Source organism: Oleiphilus sp. HI0043 (genome assembly GCF_001634935.1).
On sequence record NZ_LWEY01000025.1, the window covers coordinates 1 to 19,073 of the forward strand.

The window sequence follows — 19,073 nt, forward strand, 5'->3', positions numbered from 1 at the left end:
ACGATTTCTTGAGTTTAACTCCAAAATGCGAATCGATATTTCTGCACAACTGCTTCCAGATAACCAACAAACAATAGGCCCATGCTGCTACTCCGGCAGGAGTTCGATGACGCGGTTCATTCTAGATTCCAACGAACCGCCTAAGATTTCAAATGCAACGTTGCACTTCGTTAGCTCTTCTAAATACCAGCTGTGCTGCCAGAACCTGAAGTCTTCATCTTTTCTGGTGCCGTCTTGGACCAATGGAAAGTCTGGCTCACATAAAAATACATGATGGTATGGGCGTTCAGCGAAAGCGCTTATTATATTACAGCGCTGCTTAAAAAGTGCATGTGAATAGCAAAGCGTTGTAACAGGAGAAGTATCACAAAAGATATACCGTCTCGCCTGTCTCTGAGCGAGATCCTCTTTATGAGTCTGTGTAATGCAAATATCTATCAGATCTTCTGGCGTAAGGTCGCCATTTTTTTCTTCCCATAAATCTCTGCCGTATTCTTCAACCAGCGGCTCATTAAATTGTTCAGAGAGAAGCCGAGATAGCTTTGATTTACCTGTTGATTCAGCCCCTAGGAAAACAATCTTTTGGACGCTAAAGTCAGCTTGGACAGATTGATCGATTAGCCCATTGTCTTGGTTCCGAGTAGAACGCATAAGTGAGCCACTTACCGGATAAGTTTCCCTGTTGAGGTCGACACAAACATGCTCGACAGGAGAACCAAAACCAGTCGCTGGATCACTCAGAAATTGAGCGAAGCCATCCCCATATTCTTCACTCGTAAAGACTGCATCAACTTCCAAACCAAACTTGTATGAAAGAAGTCGATAGGTGAAATGCCGATGCATATGGTCAGCTTCACTATTGCTGGGCATTGGAAGATTCCAAGCGCTATGAGCTCGCCAAGACTCGACCGTGGCAGCATCAACACACAGAACGCTAGCGGATGGAAAAACTGATTTTATCCAATGCTCTCTTATCTTGGCAGAGCAGGATGGAAACTCAGGCCTTGAGTAGCTGATGACGACAACATCTTCACACTGATTAAATGCGTTTTGTATTAGATACTCGTGCCCTTTATGAAGAGGTGAAAATTTTCCAACGACTAATCCGCGCTTAAAGGGCTTTGTTGCCAAGTCTTTTCTCCCTTATTTTCACTCCTGTATATTTTTATCCACGAATACAGCCCATACCACGCATTGCACCAGAACAAGCCGTACACAAACGCCGTCAGATAAAGCTCTCGGGAGAAGTAAAGCGGGACAGCGACGGTATCTACGATCAACCAGCAAACCCATGTCTCTAGCCTTCTCTTCATCAAAAGAAACTGCGCAAGAACGCTAAACATGAGAACAATTGAATCGATAAATGGCGCGTACGCATCCGTCATCTCATGCAAAAGCCATCCATAGGCTAAGGTTGCTAAGACTGCAGCTGCTATGAATGAAACGAAATTTGTCATTTTGGTTCGCTGAATCGGGTGTAATTGTTTTTTAGCCCCCCAATACATCCAGCCATAGATGCTCGTGAGTATGAAGAACACCATCAGCGTGACGTCTGCATAGAGATTGACCTGATAGAACAGAACGGCAAACAAGCCGCAGCCTATGATACCAGTCCACCACGTGTTTACATTGTTTCTCGCTGCCAATATGACGCTGATAACAAATACTGCGTTTGCAGACCATTCCAAATAGCTAATCAAAATATGTTCCTTAAATCACTTGAATATTGAATTATTTTTTTATCGCTGCTTACTTTCTCAAACAGATTGATCTGAACCTGTTGGCCAAGCTTAGTTTCCAATAACTGTTTAATTGAATCCGAATACGTCTCATTCGGCAAAGTTATAGTCAGTGTACCTTCTGCATATTGATGCAAAGAAAACTGAGATAATGGAAATTTCTGTAGCATATGCGTGACATCAACATTGTTAAGCCATACACCATCTTTAGTCTTATACTGAACCGGCGGCCGCCCTTCTAGATCTCTGATGTACCAATGCCCGTCTTCAAGCTCGAGTCTTCCAAAATCACCGGTGCGATAACGTATCAACGGCAGATAATCGTTAAACCCACCGGTCAAAACAATCTCCCCTCTTTCTCCGCAATCAACCGGATTGCCATTGGCATCAAGGATCTCGACTAGAAGTTTTGACTGAAGAAGTCGAAAGCCTTCTTTGCCGGGCACACTGCAACCTACTGGCCCAACCTCATTCAGAGAATATAAATCTAAGATCGGACACTTATACCGAGATTCAAAATCATCCCGAACTGCTTTCAACAAAGTCATTGACGTACTGAGTATTGCCTTCGGCCGATGCCTAAACGGGATCATTGAAAGTTCTGACAAAGATATTGGGTCGCCAGAGATAAGGTCTGGTTTGTTGAGGTCGATGTAAAGCTCCCGATCATCAGGACTACCCCAATCGTTTGGATGAAAATTTAACTTCAACAACGCTTTATTGTTCAGATAGGGAGACACAGACGCATAAGTGAAACAACTCTCTTGAAACCCTGCCAAGATAACAGCGAGATCACTTCGGAACTCTCCCGTATCCACGTAATTCCACAATAGAGCTTTCTTATGATAAGCGCTGTATCTTGCTGCGACGATGGGATGAGATGGTATCGTTAACGCGTGCCCAGTTGTACCGGATGTTTCATAAGCAATTATCCGATCAAGAGGCAAATGATCAGGCACAAAATCAGTGATACTTACACTCAAATCTGAACGATCAATTGTTGGATAGTCTTCGAATCTTTGGACGCTTTTATCGTAATGTTTATAGAAAGGAACACTCTCAAGGCATTTTCCTAGAAAAGGATCGATCCATTTATTTTCGCCGGCGCAGGCTGAAGCATTAAGATTGGTTTCTTCACGGGTAAAATGACCTAATTCGTCTAGCTCATGTTGAGCCAGATGATGACCTGATTGATTCCTGAATATTGGCGCATGAGGCTGATCAACCAAGTGCTTAAGACGAGCACTTCCAGACTCGTCTAAATTTGGCATACGCTCATAATCATTCCAGGGCGCTGCTTGCATGATTATTCCCGTGTCATCTTGTCAGCCGCTTCTTTGGCTTTTTGTTTAGCTAAAGCAACTCGAAGATCGTGAGCTCTTTGCTCTGCTACTTTCGCGGCTTTGAGAACCTTCATTCTTTCCAGCGAGCTAACCGCTTGTAATCTATCTTCAGCTTGGTTGTTTGTCTCTCCTTTTGGTCGCAGGTTTATGGAAGACAGTACAACTCGAATAAACTCTTCTCTTCTATCAACATCATTGATGTATACCTTGTTGGTTCCAGCTTGGGCCAGTTCTTTAGCTGTGTTTTCAAAGGCATCCAACAGAAGAGCCAGTTCAAACCTAAAGCCCTTAAAGCTGTTATCCATTAAAAAATACGCGATCAACATCGTTGCGCGATACCAATCACATTGCTCATAAGGCCGTTTAAAACGAGTGAGTTCTGATGCTCGCACTGAGGTGCTTAAATCATATAGAGCATCATGAACTAGAGCATAAAAGTAAGGTGGTAATTGAGGGTTTAACAATTCTTTAGGGAACTCGGTTAGCCGATGGTGCAATACGTTGATATCGGGGCCTTCGGCACTACCATTGCTACGAGTTATGAGTTGAGTCATTATTCTGCTCCCTCATAGTGTTTTCTGCTAAATGCCCGAGCAAAATCAGTCATCGCTTCCCAAGACGTCACCGGGAATATATCCCAACCTTGTTGAGCCTCGGCTTGCTTTAAAGCGGCATCATGGTCCGCCATCCATTTATTGTTAGGTGGCAAGGGATAATCCCAGTGTAAATTTAACACCATCGTACCGCCGCCCTTTGCATTCTCTAATGCCTGCTTAGATATACCCCAGCCTGAGTTACCTTTTTCATCCGTGTCAAAAAGTGTTGTGACGCCATCATCCGACAAAATCACAATATGGGAGTTTCTAGTCCTTGGTTTCTCTATGTGGGTCTTTCTTAGAATATGTATCGGGAATGCTGTTGCGCCGCCCAAGTAGTCAGTCAAAACATTGAGAATTAACTCTTCGTTCCTTACAAAGCCATTGGTGGTTTTGAACTGCCTTGCGCCACTCCATAAAGTGACTTGAACTGCAGCACCGGCTCTCAGTGCTGACAAGCATAGAATAGCGCCAGCAATCGTCGTGTATGACGTATTTTGTTGTGGGTTTGGCATTGAGCCAGAGCAATCTACATATAAATCTAAATCGCAAGGTTCTACCTCTGGCTCTGCACCCTCGTCAAATCCCCATTCTCGCTTAACGGTGGTAACACCCGGTATTACCTTTTGACTCATGGACATTGAGCTAAACCAGTCCACATCTTCAATTGGCTCCCCCGGTTCCCAAAGAGTTGTTCCTTCCGGAATAAGTTCGGTTTTCACGAGCTGCCTCTTTGATGGAAACGAAACCAGATGTGGTATTGAGCGCTCACGGTAATAACGCACTGCGATTTGATGATCTGATAGGTCGATACCTGCGGATTTTAAAATTTCCCCATACTCGAATGGTTCACGATACTGGCCATTGCCATCTGATTGTGAGCTTTCACCTAGGTTAGATTCCCTTGCTCCTGCCTCATTTGCGCTCGCATCGCCGATCAAATCTGGATCCATTGATGGGTGAATATTATCCATTTCACCCTGATCCTTATTGATCAAGCCGGAAGGAAACTGCCCGGCTCCAGCATGTTTTGTATCCATTAACTTGGCTATCTGATCTGCCGTATTTTTTTCTTCAGCCAAGTAAGGCAATAAGAGGGACGCAAATCTAGACGCCCCCTTAAGCCAATCCTCTGCATAGACCTTTATAATTCTCGCACCCAACCATGCATCTCCCTCCATGGCATCAGAATCCGACTGCCCTCCTAGAGAGCCCGATTTAAGCTGCCATAGATGCTCATAGATACGCATGTAAAGATGCCATACTCGGCTATTCGATCCCCCTTGATCTATTCGCTTGTAGACCTCGTCCATTCTGAGGCCAAACTGACGCTGGAGATGGTTGTTAATTAGTAGGTCTGAATACAGGTTGGCGACCATACCTGCCTGGTTCTCTAACGTAGGAAGGCAGACATGGATTCTCGCTATCATACGGGCATGATCTGTGAGTGTTGCTGGCGAAAGAATATGGTGACCAATCTCGTGAGCAAGCACTTCAACTGCATAGTCTTGAAGCTTGTATTTGGTGATCGCTTCTAAATCAACTACGACAGCCTGATCATTCAAACGGATCATGGCAAAGCTACCAGATAAGCCCTGTTTTGAAGCTTCTAGATGCGTCTCACATAAAAGTGGGTTTCTTAATTGTGTATAGCGACTCCACAAAGCAAGCGCTTCACTCCAGGATGACTGCCAACGCTCTAAAAGCGACTCGTCGGTTATCATGATGAGCGACCTTTACTTGTATTCAAGACCGCAGATCCCGAACACTCAGTAATGATGACTGAGAAAGTCTCCGGCGAGGTAAATACGAGTGTATCGTCAAGTTGTGCGACCGAATTGATATCTGTAAGGTCGCTGAAACGGCCGAGCGATATGAGTTTTGGGTTGTAACTTATCTGTTGATCTATTTGTTTTAGGTCTTCAGGTTGTAGATTATCGCTGGGAATGAGTGTCGCCCCAAATGAATCGGCATAGAGTCTCCAAATATGCGTGTCAGAAAGAACATACAGTTGGTCACCTTCAACGAAGATCTTGGGTGGCAACGGAAAATCTCCGCCAACAAGGCTGCATTTGCCAACGCGGTATTTTTCACGAATCTCCGTACCGTTTGTGCTTGTCTTTATTTGTTGAGGTTCAAACCATCTACTCGTTTTTAATTGATCAAAGTGGTAATTCAGATCGTGACTGTCAGAGAGCTTAAATAGTTTTCTGGTTACTCGGTCTGGTAGCTCATTGATTTTTTTCAGCGCTATCTCTCTATACTGAGCCAATCCCGCCAACCAAGCACAAACAACGCCTGTTGTCTTGAACTGTTCGATTGAGTTGATTTCATCACAAGACTTAATCATCAGATCAAGCCAGGCATTCGGCTTATATTCCCCAAAAGCCAAAATGTTGTTTAGAGAATTACTCGTTCCTGCAAACAGTTCGCTCGGGCTTTCCTTTAAAACTGAATCAACCCTTGGATATAGGTCATTCCAAACTTTGAATAATAATGCTTTTTTAGTCTCTGATTTCAGCCAATTAAAACAGGCCAGCTCCAGTCCATACTTGAAACCCGCATGAGCCACATGAAACGTAATTTGATTACTCTGGCTATCTAGTGACAGGACTACTGGATCTAAGCAGTCTGTCAAAAACCAGTTAAAGTCATCTAGATTTGAATTTGGGTACTGATGTCTGACACTTTCAACCATTTGATTACAAGTGTCTCTTTCAGCTTGGAAATATGCCTTGAGCGCCGCTGACTTCATTGAACAAGCCCCTATGACTCAAGCCACTTGAGATAGTTCGTATAGCGCTGATGCAAATATTTAAGTTTTACGACATCCTCGTAGATGTGCCCATACATTTTCTTGCCCTCTACGAGTTTCGCTATTTCCGTCTCAATACGATTGATTCGTTTTTTAGCTTGCTTTGCAGTTAAGCCATCAAGACCTTCTTCAAACTCATTCGACAACTCTTCTACAGGGTCATTCTTATCCAAGTTAAGTTTATCGAATTCCCTACATGAAGAATCAAAGAGGTGACGCAACCAGCCGATCTTATCGCTTCGATAAAAAGTATTCTCAGACAGTTCGAAAAACGGTGAATCCATGTCAGCAAAAAGCCGGGAATGAAAAACGAATGGGAGTACTTGCCTTACATCGTTTAACTCAACCGTGTCATTACCCCTAAAAAACGCGAGAGCTTTAGCAAACTGTAGTAGTGACATCAAAGAACGAACTGAGATTCCGTTTAGGGTCTGACAACCAAGATCTTTTAGACGATCACGACCATTATCAATAGACGCTAACACATGTGATTTGACGCCTGATAATCGTGACGTGTCCTTTGTTTTATATTCAAACTGAGAGGCAGAATACTCCGAATACTCAAAGTGACTCGTAAAGAACTCTATTCTGCGCCGAATCCCTGCAGGTACTGTGATATTGCGTATCGCTAGCGACATGTCTGAGATCTCATCTTCGGTGAAAATGATCTGAGGTGGAACCATATCTTCTGGCTTTACACCTTCTTCAATACGTAGAAGCAACTGATTCAGAAATCTAGGGTTAAATGACAAAGCTTGGACAACGACATCAATACGATCTTTTAAGGCTTCGATCACCTGGTAGGTTCCGCCACCCTGATCATCATTTGCAGTTAAATACCAGGCCGCATCAGGACATTCAAAGACCTGGTTGTAGAGTTCTGCGTAGTTGTCTCCCATCACAGTCAGCAAAGCGCTTTGCGTTCGTGTAGGGATACGGTTGTATTCATCGACTATTTTTACGCGCATTCCAAGCCATTTCCGCCACGATATGCGGATGTCTTCGATCGCTTCGGCCGAGGCCAGATCCGATGGCAAGGGATTACCCAGCAAATCAGCCACTGTCATCTGCGGATGGCCATGTTGCATGGCTCGTTTAACTTCTTTTGTCGTATAACCGCCCATGATACCCATCAAGATTGCACTAGCCGTTTTACCCCGGCCTGGTCCGCCAATGAAAAGGCATTTACTTTGAGTAGCGAACGTGAGGAGTGGCAATAAGATAAAGCTTGAGTAAGACTGTTCAGTTGGGAGGTTTAGCGTACTGTGACTGTCTCCCGCCCTAAACTGTTGCGGAGACTGATCATTATATTCGATATCATAGTGAGGACTGATTATCGCGTTATTAACGATCCAAAAGTAAGCCTGCCTAAGCTTTTCATCTAGTCCCGTGCTAGTTTCTTGAGCGTCACTTTCACCTGAACCAAAAGGCCCATCATACAAATCTGAAACATCGAAAGACTTAGCTTTGGAGTGTGCCTTTGGTTTGGTTGGTGAGGCCGATAAGCGGCCAAATAAATTGAATTTACTCATTAATAGTTCTCTTGATTCAAACAAGAATCAAATATCTAAATTATATTTTTCGTTATTAAGGTTCAGCTTGAACTATCCCAAGCCCGACAAAGCTTATCTACACGTTTCAATAGCGTCGGAAAGCGAAAACCACCATCCATGTTTATTATTTGTTGCTTAGCAATTTCAATATCCAATCCAGCCGCAGTCACATACAGCGGTTTGTCGCTCTTACCTCTGTATACTTCATAATTTGAACCGATACTCTTGAATCGATTTTTAGCGACACCGACAACCGGAATGCTACCACCTAAAGCATCATAAAGATGTTTACCAAGGCCAGGTCTTTTCTCTCCATCTAAGAATACATACCCATCAACAACGATAACATCTGGTTTTAGCGAGTGCTCATTTATTAGTTCGAGAATACAAGGCAGCTCTCGCTTATAAAACTCACCGGGAGTGTAATCTTCAACAGACTGAACTTTGCTAACAACCTCAATCGTCGGTTCTTTATCAGTCCAATCATCAAAAATAACACCACCGATTAATCCCGTATCGTTTTTATAGTCAACGTCAACAGCTAGAATCATTAAGATTTTCTTCCAACTCTTCACTAAAAACTTTGATACCCGATTTGTTGCACAGTTTGCTTTCTCTAAACCTTTTTAGCTGGCCGCAGCTATACATCCCATCGATCTCGAGTCTTTTGATATGAGGCAGATTTTCTGCATTTATAAAAATATCTGGAAAAGTGTAGCTGCTAATATTACTTCCCCCTAGGCTCAACCAAGCATCTTCCAATACGCTAAAACCGGACGTCAATAGATTGTCATGAGTCTTAGAGGTTAACGGTTCGCCATCACTCGTTATGATTTCAAGATTGCGCAGTCTTTTGAAAAGTATTGGCCTATCTAGTCTAAAATTACCATGAATAACGAGTGATTCGACTGAATGTAGACTCTCAAGTAAGCTTGTTAAATCGCCAAGTAAACTTGGAGCCCAACCATCACGATTACAATACAATTCATCAATACCTAGTGACAGATGCTCTAAAAGAGGAAAGCTAGTTCCAGACAAGATTTCTATAGCTTTTTCATAATTAAATGAAGATCCAGGAGGAGTATAGTCGCAGTGACCTATACATATTGAACGGAGCTGGTGAGGTAAGCCAGACTTAACAAGAGCTTCCAAAATATGAAGACTTTTTCCTCCAAGCAAAATTGAAACAGAAGTACATTCCCTGGGAATACCGTCCAACACTTTATAACCATTATGTTCGGTCTGTGGTACGCCGATAATCAGGTCTGTTTTATCTCTATCTATTGAGCGCTGTTCTTCTGGGAGTTCAAGTATTATTTGTTCGAACTCAAGATTGCTCGGAAGGTCCGTCTTATTTCTAAACACTGAGAACATTATGAATCAATCGCCGCGACTAAAAACATCAAGATATCATAATTCACTAGAAATGAGGGGCTGAAAATCAGAAAACAGAGGAACGAATAAGGCCACAAAGAAAAAACTCAAAATATAGGCAACCAACATTATTTATCAACAACTTACAACTGTCTTCGTTTTAATTCCATCAAACCCTGTTTTTGGGCTACCAAGGAATGCGGGTTTCAGAGGAGTTTTGTCTTCGTTTTTATTTCACCAATACAGATGTATCAAATTAAGATCAGCGAAAAAAGTCATTTTTGACGCTGACCCTAATCATTTAGCTATTTCTTCAACTGATACCCTGTCCTAAATATCCACCATACGCCAACAATACACAGAAGCAGAAAGCCACTAATAGCCGCCAGACTTGCTACCATGCTGACGTCTGAAATCTCGTAAAAGCTCCAGCGAAAGCCGCTTACCAAATACAAAACAGGGTTGAATAAAGTGATGGTCTGCCAGATCTGCGGCAGCATGTTGACAGAGTAAAAAGTACCGCCCAAAAACACTAAAGGCGTAATCACCAGTAAAGGAATCACCTGAAGCTTCTCAAAGTTATCGGCCCAGATGCCGATAATAAAACCGAACAAGCTGAAGGTAATGGCCGTCATCACAAGGAAGACCATCATCCAAACCGGATGCGCTATTTGTAGCGGTACAAACAGGCTCGCCGTTGCGAGAATAATCAAGGCAAGTATGATCGACTTCGTTGCTGCGGCCCCCACGTAGCCAAGCAAGGCTTCGAAGTATGAAACAGGTGCAGAAAGTAGCTCATAAATGGTGCCGCTAAACTTAGGAAAATAAATTCCAAATGAAGCGTTAGAAATACTCTGCGTTAACAAAGAAAGCATAATCAAGCCTGGTACGATAAAGGCCCCATAGCTAACTCCGTCCACTTCATTAATCCTCGAGCCAATCGCAGAACCAAAGACGACAAAATACAAAGAGGTAGAGATAACTGGCGAGACAATGCTCTGGAAAATGGTTCGCTTTGTACGGGCCATTTCAAACTTATAAATCGCGGCAACTGCGTGACGGTTCATGCGGACTCCTTAACAAGCGATACAAAGATATCTTCTAATGAGCTCTGGTCAGTCTTTAAATCTTTAAACTGAATCCCCTCTTCAGACAAGTGCTGGAGCAAGGTCGCAATACCCGTATGATCTTCTAGCGTGTCGTAGGTATAAACAAGTTGCAGGCCATTATTATTCAGCACTAGATCGAAACCTTTTAGGCTCGTTGGCAAACTAGATAGCTCGGTCTTCAGGTCGAGGGTTAATTGCTTCTTCCCTAACTTACGCATCAATTCTGTCTTCTCTTCAACCAAGACTAATTGACCATTATTGATCACACCAATACGGTCAGCAATTTCTTCTGCTTCCTCAATATAGTGTGTGGTGAGGATAATCGTGACCCCCTTTTCTCGAAGCTTACGGACCAACTCCCACATATCTTTTCGCAGCTCAACATCAACCCCAGCTGTCGGCTCATCCAAGAATAAAATCTTGGGTTCATGCGACAGCGCTTTGGCTATCAACACACGGCGCTTCATACCACCTGACAACTCCATAATACGGTTATCTTTCTTATCCCACAGTGATAAGTCTTTTAGCGTCTTCTCGATATAAGCCGTGTTAGGCGCTTTACCAAATAAGCCTCGACTAAACGTCACGGTATCCCATACAGTCTCAAATGAGTCAGTCGTTAACTCTTGTGGAACCAGACCAATCATTTCACGCGTATGGCGGTAGCCTTTGATAATATCCTCACCGTCGACAGTCACGGTGCCGGAAGATGGATTGACTATACCGCAAATGGTACTGATTAAGGTCGTCTTACCGGCCCCGTTCGGACCGAGTAAAGCAATGATTTCAGATTTTTCTATTGTAAGGTTAATACCACTGAGCGCTTGAAAACCACCAGCATAAACCTTAGACAAGTTTTCGATTTGAATAATGGGAGTCATGATTTTGCATACCCTAATTTCTATAACAGTACGTTAAACGATTTTGCTTGTGCCTGACTATGCTCATAAATGGAATTCAGAAATTTGGGCTCAACGTACTGAAGAATACCGCTGCTGCAATACAAAGGGATTTGGAAGAAGCTGAAGCGAACAAGCTTTATCCGCAGAGTTATGATCTTAAGGCGGCCTAGCCTTTTTCAAAGGGGTCAGACTCGATTGATTTTCAATCGAGTCTGACCCCTTTGAAAACCTTCGACCTACGATCACCGCCCGTCTTTCTCGGGTGACTTGCCCTACCGGTCTGCGCTTCAATTTGAGACTTGAATTGCTCACTTCCCAGTACCCATGCCTTATTTGTTACTGTGCGAATCTCTTCAAGCGTCTGTTCTTTTATCTCGTACGTAAATAGAGAACGATATATCGACCGTCTTTTTTCTGGCGATACGGATAAAGACAAGTATTCGAAATGAGGTGAGATTAGCTCGCTTTGTGCTCCCAAAGCATTAACACGATAACTAGACCAAGGGTAATTAGATGGGTGGGCCACCATATTGGCCCGAACAGGATTTAGCTCGATATATCGATAGCAAGTTAGTAAATAGAGAGCTGAGTCAATAAGAGACGCTTTATAACGCCCTTCCCACAACGTACCCGTTCGGCGGTACTTTTTATTAAAGTACTGAACATAGTAACGCCCAATATTCTGTATTGTTTTTGATATGCCGTCTTCCACTTGAGGTGTAATCAGCAAATTTACGTGATTGGTCATCAAGACATAAGCATGTACTTCACAAGAGTATGCTCGACACGCGTCATTCAGTTTATCTAGATAGAACAAATAATCGTCATTTTGATGAAAAATCGCTTCACGGTTATTACCTCTAATAATCACGCGCTGCGGATGGCCTGGAATCACAAACCGGGGTAATCTCGCCATATTGACCTCCCTGTCTTCTGGCGTTGAACACTAAATCTACACTAACTTTTCAGCAGCTTCTTTTCAACGGAGTCAGACTCGATTGGTTTTCAATCGAGTCTGACTCCGTTGAAAAAGATACACTAGCTCTGATTATTCTTTATAATCCCAGCATTCGAATTTATACAAGCAGTTATTACCATGAACACTCCTACACAGATTACTGTTGCTTATCAGGGAATTGAGGGTGCTTATTCGCACTTGGCCTGTAAGAAGGTCTTTCCTGATCATCGTGCCCTCGCTTGCGAGAACTTTCAAAGCGCTATTCAGCTGGTGGAACAAGGCCAGGCTGACTATGCGATGATCCCGCTTGAGAATTCGACCGCCGGGCGTGTTGAGGAGATTTATCGTTTATTACCCAATACGCATTTGAGCATTATTGCCGAGCACTTTGAGCCGGTGAATCATTGCTTGCTTGCCCTACCCGGAACTCAACTTGAGGCGATTAAGACAGTGTCTTCTCATCCTCAAGCTTTGGCGCAGTGCTTTCATCGTTTGGAAGCTTTAAAGATCACCCCTTTAGTGGCGATGGATACGGCTTTGTCTGCTAAGGACTTGGCGTCTAAGAAAGATGCGCAATCGGTTTACGGTAGCCATGGCGCGATAGCTTCTACTTTGGCGGCAGAGCTGTATGGGCTAGATGTGATCGCAGAGAGCTTTCAGGATGTGGGCGGCAACACGACGCGCTTTATTGTTTTGGCTAAGCAAGCTATTGATGCCGACTATGATCCGAAGCAGCATTATATTTCGAGCTTGTTGTTTTCGGTCAGAAATATACCGGCGGCTTTGTATAAGGCTCTCGGTGGTTTTGCCACCAACGGTGTCAATATGATCAAGCTTGAGAGCTATATGGATGGTGGAACCATGGAAGCGAGTCATTTTCATATTGATGTCGATGGACATTATCGTCAGCAAGCGCTTCAGAATGCTTTGGAAGAATTGAACTTTTTCGCGAAGGAGGTACGGATATTGGGTTCGTATCCGGCGCATAAGTATCGTCGGAAGCATGAGTTTGTGTGAGATTTTTGTAGGCGGCCCCGCCTTGTCTACTTCGGATTATTCCCATACATACAAAAAGCCTCATATGAGGCTTTTTTTGATTTCATTACGTTTAGAAGTTGCGAACTAAACGCAAACCAAAGGTTCTTGGTGGGTTGATGTCTTTGGTTACACCGACACTATCCAGGCTTAAAGGGCTACCAGGAAACTCTCGAGTGGAAGTTGAATACGCTTTATTCGTTAGGTTTTCAACGTAAACTTCTGCTTCCCACATTTCATCTGCACTCTCATAACCGAACCTCGCATTCACTAAAGCATAAGCCCCCTGATAAGAGGTTTCATGGTTCGGCGCAGTAAAGTACTGCTCATCCTGCCACGCATACTCCAAGCGGTAACTTAACGTACCACTTGGCAAGTCATGAAAGTACTGGCCAGCCAAACTAACTTTATGAGCTGGAGATGCAACCATATCATCCCCAGAAGCATCCTGTTCAGGCTGAGCAATCGAGCTATCAGCGTTTACAACTGGCGGAATGATATAATTATCATATTCTGCATTCAAAAACGCATAATTCATTTCTATCGCCAGGTTATAGGTTGGCATCCACTTATTTTCAATCTCAAGTCCAAAAATATTCGCTTCTGCAGCATTAGAAACATTCAATACACCTGGACTTGTAAACTCTGATACCTGCAAGTCCTGATAGTCGCTATAAAATAAAGCTATGTTTGAATGTAGTTTTTTATCTAATAGCTGGAACTTACTACCTATTTCGTAGGACCAAACCTTCTCGGGAGAATACTCTGGCGAAGCATCCGTCATGTTGTAACCGCCGCTTTTGAAACCGCGTTTGACACTGCTATACACCATCGTTCCAGAATCATATGTATAATCAAGCGAGAACGATGGGCTCCATGAGTCCCAAGAATTAGAGGGCGACGCAGAAAAATCTAATGTAGGATCTGCGTGATCATACACATTGTCAAATTCTTTTTCTTCACTGCTGTAACGCAAACCCAGAGTTGTATTCAGCCGATCCGTTATTGAGTAGGTTCCTTGCCCAAAGAGCGCATACGCCTGTGTTTCGTTTTTGGAGTCTACGACAACAATTGTAGAGTTAATGGCAGTGTCAGATTCATGCTCTTCTTGCAAATAATATGCACCTGCCACCCATTTTAGCCTGTCACCTTGATATTGAAGACGCAGTTCTTCCGAGAGCATATTCTGCTGCTCTTCATACTCTGTCACCAGATACACCACATCGCTACCATCTGTATCTTCCTTTAACTTGAGATCTAGGTCTCTATACCCTGTCAGAGAAACCAAGGTTAATTCAGGAGATATTTTTCGCGTATACTCGATTGAGGCGCCATAGTTTTTGCTTTCTGTATAGGGGTCAACATCATTGACATTAACCGACCATGGATCACTAGGAACTATTGCTCCTGCTGCTAATGTACCTGCTGCACCATCCGAGTTCACAAGCGTCGTCTTATAAGCCGCTGGATTCCTATCAATATCTGAATAATCTGCCCTTAACACTAACTCGCTTTTGTCATCGAGCAAAAAGCGCAATGCCCCGCGAGTCGCTAAAGAGTCGTCATCCAATAAACCATCAACACCTGTTGCAGCAGTATTCTTGACGTAAGGATCGTGATCGGTCTTAACAACAGCTAAACGGCCTAGAACCTTATCCTCAGAAATTGTGCCGTTTATCATGCCGCCTACGCTGCGAAAACTATACGAGCCAACTTCTGCGAATAGCTTACCGCTAGACTCCGCTTCTGGTTTTTTAGTGATCAGGTTAATCGTACCGCCGGTAGAGTTTCGACCATACAAAGTACCTTGTGGCCCACGCAGTATTTCGACTCGTTCAACGTCGAGAAAGTCTTCAAGAATTGAGGTTGTTCTAGATTGGTAAACACCATCGACGTGAACGGTGACACTTGGGTCTGAACCAATAAAGTCCAGGTTACTACCAATACCACGCATGTAGAGCCGTGCAGACTGGCCATTATGTGTAAGGTTCAACCCCGGCGTTTGCATACGCAGGTCTTTGATATTTCCAATACCAGCATCGCTCATATCTTCTTCGGTGTAGGCCGAAATTGCTGCCGGTACTTCTTGGAGCTTCACCTCGCCTTCTTTGGTCCCCGTTACCGTCACATCCTTTAGTTTTAATGGCTGCTTTGCTTCTGTCGGCGAGTGTCCATCGGCCCAAGCCGTCGCTGACAATATAGAGCAAAGTAGAATGGAAGATGAGGTAAAAATCGGCTTGCGAGACATTTAAACTATTCTCTTAGATTTTTTCGCGACTACGTACTGGACATCCAGTAGATATCATTATTTCGTAGCTCGCTTTTTTATACTATTTATAGTCTTTTGACTATAGGATAGATCCGTAAAAATACCAGCCTCAAAGCGCTCTAGAATACTCACTACTATTTTTGTCCCACTGATGGAAATTCTGTGTTAACGTAGCACTTCGTTTCCCCAATATTATTTTCTATTTTCTGCGAAAAACGGATTTATGACTGCTATCGCCGCGATCGACCTTCAGGAAGCTTCTGAACACCCTCATATCCCAACGCTTTCCCAACTGAGTTTATGGGTTGATGCCGCTCTTAAAGCCTCACTTCATGATAGGAAAAAGCACGAACAAGAATATGAGCTTACCGTTCGTATTGTCGACAAGGAAGAAAGCCAATCATTGAATAGCCAGTATCGCGGCAAAGATAAACCCACTAATGTTTTGTCTTTTCCTTTCGAAGCGCCAGCCGAGATTGAGCTTAACCTTTTGGGCGATTTGGTAATCTGTGCCCCTGTGGTAGCAAAGGAAGCAGCGGAACAGTCGAAGCAAGAAATAGCTCACTGGGCTCATATGGTGGTTCATGGCACTTTGCACCTGCAGGGCTACGACCATATCGAGGACGATGAAGCAGATATGATGGAGGCGCTTGAGGTGAAAATTCTGGCTGAACTTGGCTTTCCAGACCCTTACACTGAGATCGTCGAAGATGATACTATTGCAAACCACGATACAGCATAGGATTCGCTAGAAAACGTTTATGAACGAAGATAACTCAAAACCTCCGAGTAGCCAGTCAGGCCATAGTAAAGCCAAGCAAGAACATAAAAATAGTTCAAAAGGCTGGTTTGAAAAACTCACCCAGGCTTTTTCAGATGAGCCTGCGTCGCTGCGCGATATTATGGATATTCTCCGTACCGCAGAAGACCGAAACGTTCTCGATGCTGACTCGCTCAGTATTATCGAAGGCGCGATGCAAGTCACCGACATGCAAGTTCGCGAAGTGATGATTCCCCGCTCCCAGATGATTACCGTACGCGCGACGCTTGAGCCTGAAGAGTATATGCATAGCATTATCGAGTCTGCTCACTCACGTTTTCCGGTTATTGGCGAGTCAACTGACGATATTATCGGTATTTTGCTTGCTAAAGATTTACTGCCCCTAGCGATAAAAGGACAACTTAGCAAAAACAAGATTTCTGAGGCTTTACGGCCAGCGACGGTTGTACCTGAGAGCAAGCGATTAAATCAGCTTCTTAAGGAGTTTAAGCAAAACCGTAATCATATGGCAATTGTTGCCGATGAGTATGGCGGTATTGCCGGGCTTGTAACGATTGAAGATATTCTTGAGCAGATCGTGGGCGAGATCGAAGATGAGCACGACATCGATGACGAAGCGTTAATTAAGCCTCTTACTGATGGCGAGTATAACGTAAAGGCCATCACCCCTATTGATGAATTTAATGAGTACTTTTCAACGGAACTGCCAGATAAGGAATTCGACACCATTGGAGGCCTGATTCTGAAGAAGTTCGAACGCCTGCCCCGCCGCGGTGATACAACTCTTATGTATGGCTTTAAAGTAACAGTACTTAATGCTGATAACCGAAGCATTCGCTTGGTGAAGATAGAGAAGAATTGATATTCCAGCGGTTTCAATGGGGTCAGACTCGATTGAAACCGCAATATTTTCAATCGAGTCTGACCCCATTGAAATTTGACACTCCATGAACCTATTCCCGTCTCTGCCCAAGCCCTTAATTTTCATTTGCCTGCTAGTAGCCGGTGCACTGCAAACCTTCACACTTGCCCCATATGGCTTATGGCTACTAGGCCCTATTTCGATTGCATTGATACTACTTTGCACGCAAGCCTTAAAACCTTCAGGCAAAGCCGAGAAAGGTTTTTTGTATGGTTGGATATTTGGCTTAGGGCTTTTTGGTTCAGGCGCTTCGTGGGTTTACGTTAGTATTAACACCTATGGCAATGCGCCACCAGTGCTTGCAGGTGGCTTAACTGTCATTTTTGTTGCTGGCTTGGCCCTGTTTAGCGCTTTGAACTTCTGGCTCTACTTCAAACTACGCGGTGACAACACATTAATAAACAGCTTTTTATTTACCGCGATATGGGTCTTGGGTGATGGTTTTCGGACTGTATTCCTAACGGGTTTCCCCTGGCTATTTTTGGGCTATTCGCATCTTGAGTCACCTTTAAGCGGTTGGATCCCGGTGATTGGTGTACACGGGCTTACCTTCATTGTTGCACTAAGCGGCACCGCTTTAGCCTTGTTGTTAGCTTCTGATACTAAGCAGCACAAGTTCGGTTTACTCGCTTTTGCACTGATCTTCTGGATTAGCGGGCCTGCATTAAGCACCATTAACTGGAGCCAAAGTAAAGTTAGCAATACTGAAGATTCTAAAGATGAGCTCAGCGTCGCGCTGATTCAGACTAATATTCCCCAAGAACTTAAATGGCGACGTTCACAAATTCCAAAAACCTTAAAACTACTCGAGACCATGAGCGAGCAGGCCTGGCAGAGTGATGTGATTGTTTGGCCAGAAACGGCGGTGCCCAGGTTATATGACCAGGCCCTTCCATTTTTGAATGTAATGTCTGAACTGGCGAAAGCGAATAATAGTAATATTTTCAGCGGCATCCCCTTTCGACACATCGATAGAGAGAGCGGTCGCCAGGTTTACCACAACAGTATTGTTAGTCTTGGTGCGCGTGAAGCAGAAGGCGAAAGTATCTACCATAAACAGAAATTGGTTCCCTTTGGGGAATATGTTCCGCTGGAAGATTTATTGCGTGGCCTGATCGACTTCTTCAACCTACCCATGTCTGACTTTCGGACCGGTGCAGAAGACCAAGCCTTGCTAAAGTCCTTCGACTATCAAGTGGCGCCATTTATTTGCTATGAAGTGGTCTACCCTGATTTTGTTGCCAAGCAGTCGGCCGACGCAGATTACCTGATCACCATCAGTAACGACAGTTGGTTTGGCACCTCGATAGGCCCGCTTCAACATTTGGAAATGGCGCAGATGCGTGCTGCTGAAAATGCCCGCTACATGGTGCGCGGCACCAATAATGGCGTTAGTGCGATCATCGACGAGCGCGGAAAGATTACAGCCCAAAGTGAGCAATTTGTACAAACGATTTTGTTTTCTAAAATTCGTTTACTGGAAGGACGCACACCTTTTTCACACACTGGTTCTACTCCCCTATTTTGGTTTTGTGCTCTGCTCGTTTTAGTACTAAGAGTCAGGCGCTGAAAAGCATCAACAGAAGCGTGAAAAGCACCGTAATCTAGGCTAGAATAGCCGGCTGGTTTTAGTCGGCTTGATGCTTTATCCATCTTTAAGCGCCAAGCTTCTAAAAA

17 protein-coding genes are annotated in these 19,073 nt (G+C 43.9%); 4 read left to right on the top strand and 13 right to left on the bottom strand.

What is annotated here, in order from left to right:
* Window positions 1–87 precede the first annotated feature (87 nt).
* From A3729_RS00885 to A3729_RS00940, 12 genes are all read right to left on the bottom strand, one after another.
* On the bottom strand, window positions 88–1,131 hold the full coding sequence (locus tag A3729_RS00885) for an AAA family ATPase (protein ID WP_068506650.1): 1,044 nt from the start codon (window positions 1,129–1,131) through the stop codon (window positions 88–90).
* The gene (pnuC, locus tag A3729_RS00890) at window positions 1,101–1,700 is read right to left on the bottom strand and encodes a nicotinamide riboside transporter PnuC (RefSeq protein ID WP_082865337.1); all 600 of its coding nucleotides are present in this window, start codon (window positions 1,698–1,700) and stop codon (window positions 1,101–1,103) included. Before pnuC ends, A3729_RS00885 begins: the two co-directional genes overlap by 31 nt.
* The gene (locus tag A3729_RS00895) at window positions 1,697–3,043 is read right to left on the bottom strand and encodes a hypothetical protein (RefSeq protein WP_068506652.1); all 1,347 of its coding nucleotides are present in this window, start codon (window positions 3,041–3,043) and stop codon (window positions 1,697–1,699) included. The genes pnuC and A3729_RS00895 overlap by 4 nt, the downstream gene beginning before the upstream one ends.
* Before the next feature lie 2 nt (window positions 3,044–3,045).
* Window positions 3,046–3,636, bottom strand: a complete 591-nt coding sequence (locus A3729_RS00900) for a hypothetical protein (protein WP_068506657.1) — start codon at window positions 3,634–3,636, stop codon at window positions 3,046–3,048.
* On the bottom strand, window positions 3,636–5,402 hold the full coding sequence (locus A3729_RS00905) for a hypothetical protein (protein ID WP_068506659.1): 1,767 nt from the start codon (window positions 5,400–5,402) through the stop codon (window positions 3,636–3,638). Before A3729_RS00905 ends, A3729_RS00900 begins: the two co-directional genes overlap by 1 nt.
* Window positions 5,399–6,433: a hypothetical protein gene (locus tag A3729_RS00910; protein WP_068506661.1), complete on the bottom strand. Its 1,035-nt coding sequence runs from the start codon at window positions 6,431–6,433 to the stop codon at window positions 5,399–5,401. The genes A3729_RS00905 and A3729_RS00910 overlap by 4 nt, the downstream gene beginning before the upstream one ends.
* Window positions 6,434–6,444: 11 nt before the next feature.
* Window positions 6,445–8,025: an AAA family ATPase gene (locus tag A3729_RS00915; protein WP_068506664.1), complete on the bottom strand. Its 1,581-nt coding sequence runs from the start codon at window positions 8,023–8,025 to the stop codon at window positions 6,445–6,447.
* A 62-nt stretch (window positions 8,026–8,087) separates the two neighbouring features.
* Window positions 8,088–8,597 carry an endonuclease V gene (locus tag A3729_RS00920; protein WP_068506668.1) on the bottom strand — a complete coding sequence of 170 codons (510 nt, stop codon included), beginning with the start codon at window positions 8,595–8,597 and terminating at the stop codon, window positions 8,088–8,090.
* Window positions 8,581–9,420, bottom strand: coding sequence for a hypothetical protein (locus tag A3729_RS00925; RefSeq protein ID WP_068506670.1), 840 nt, complete (start codon window positions 9,418–9,420; stop codon window positions 8,581–8,583). The genes A3729_RS00920 and A3729_RS00925 overlap by 17 nt, the downstream gene beginning before the upstream one ends.
* Before the next feature lie 305 nt (window positions 9,421–9,725).
* Window positions 9,726–10,487, bottom strand: a complete 762-nt coding sequence (locus A3729_RS00930) for an ABC transporter permease (protein WP_068506671.1) — start codon at window positions 10,485–10,487, stop codon at window positions 9,726–9,728.
* Entirely contained in the window at window positions 10,484–11,410 is a 927-nt protein-coding gene (locus A3729_RS00935) for an ABC transporter ATP-binding protein (protein WP_068506675.1), read from the bottom strand. The genes A3729_RS00930 and A3729_RS00935 overlap by 4 nt, the downstream gene beginning before the upstream one ends.
* Before the next feature lie 223 nt (window positions 11,411–11,633).
* The gene (locus tag A3729_RS00940) at window positions 11,634–12,347 is read right to left on the bottom strand and encodes a transposase (RefSeq protein ID WP_068506676.1); all 714 of its coding nucleotides are present in this window, start codon (window positions 12,345–12,347) and stop codon (window positions 11,634–11,636) included.
* Between the two features lie 180 nt (window positions 12,348–12,527).
* On the opposite strand from A3729_RS00940, the gene A3729_RS00945 reads away from it, so the two are divergent.
* On the top strand, window positions 12,528–13,406 hold the full coding sequence (locus tag A3729_RS00945; protein ID WP_068506680.1) for a prephenate dehydratase: 879 nt from the start codon (window positions 12,528–12,530) through the stop codon (window positions 13,404–13,406).
* 91 nt (window positions 13,407–13,497) lie between these two features.
* On the opposite strand, the gene A3729_RS00950 is transcribed toward A3729_RS00945, so the two are convergent.
* Entirely contained in the window at window positions 13,498–15,672 is a 2,175-nt protein-coding gene (locus tag A3729_RS00950) for a TonB-dependent receptor (RefSeq protein ID WP_068506682.1), read from the bottom strand.
* Window positions 15,673–15,916: 244 nt separating this feature from the next.
* On the opposite strand from A3729_RS00950, the gene ybeY reads away from it, so the two are divergent.
* The 3 genes from ybeY to lnt all read left to right on the top strand — a co-directional run bounded on the left by ybeY (window position 15,917) and on the right by lnt (window position 18,966).
* Entirely contained in the window at window positions 15,917–16,435 is a 519-nt protein-coding gene (gene ybeY / locus A3729_RS00955; RefSeq protein ID WP_068506684.1) for an rRNA maturation RNase YbeY, read from the top strand.
* A 19-nt stretch (window positions 16,436–16,454) separates the two neighbouring features.
* Entirely contained in the window at window positions 16,455–17,336 is an 882-nt protein-coding gene (locus tag A3729_RS00960) for an HlyC/CorC family transporter (protein ID WP_068506685.1), read from the top strand.
* Between the two features lie 85 nt (window positions 17,337–17,421).
* Window positions 17,422–18,966: an apolipoprotein N-acyltransferase gene (gene lnt / locus A3729_RS00965; RefSeq protein WP_068506687.1), complete on the top strand. Its 1,545-nt coding sequence runs from the start codon at window positions 17,422–17,424 to the stop codon at window positions 18,964–18,966.
* Window positions 18,967–19,073: the final 107 nt, after the last annotated feature.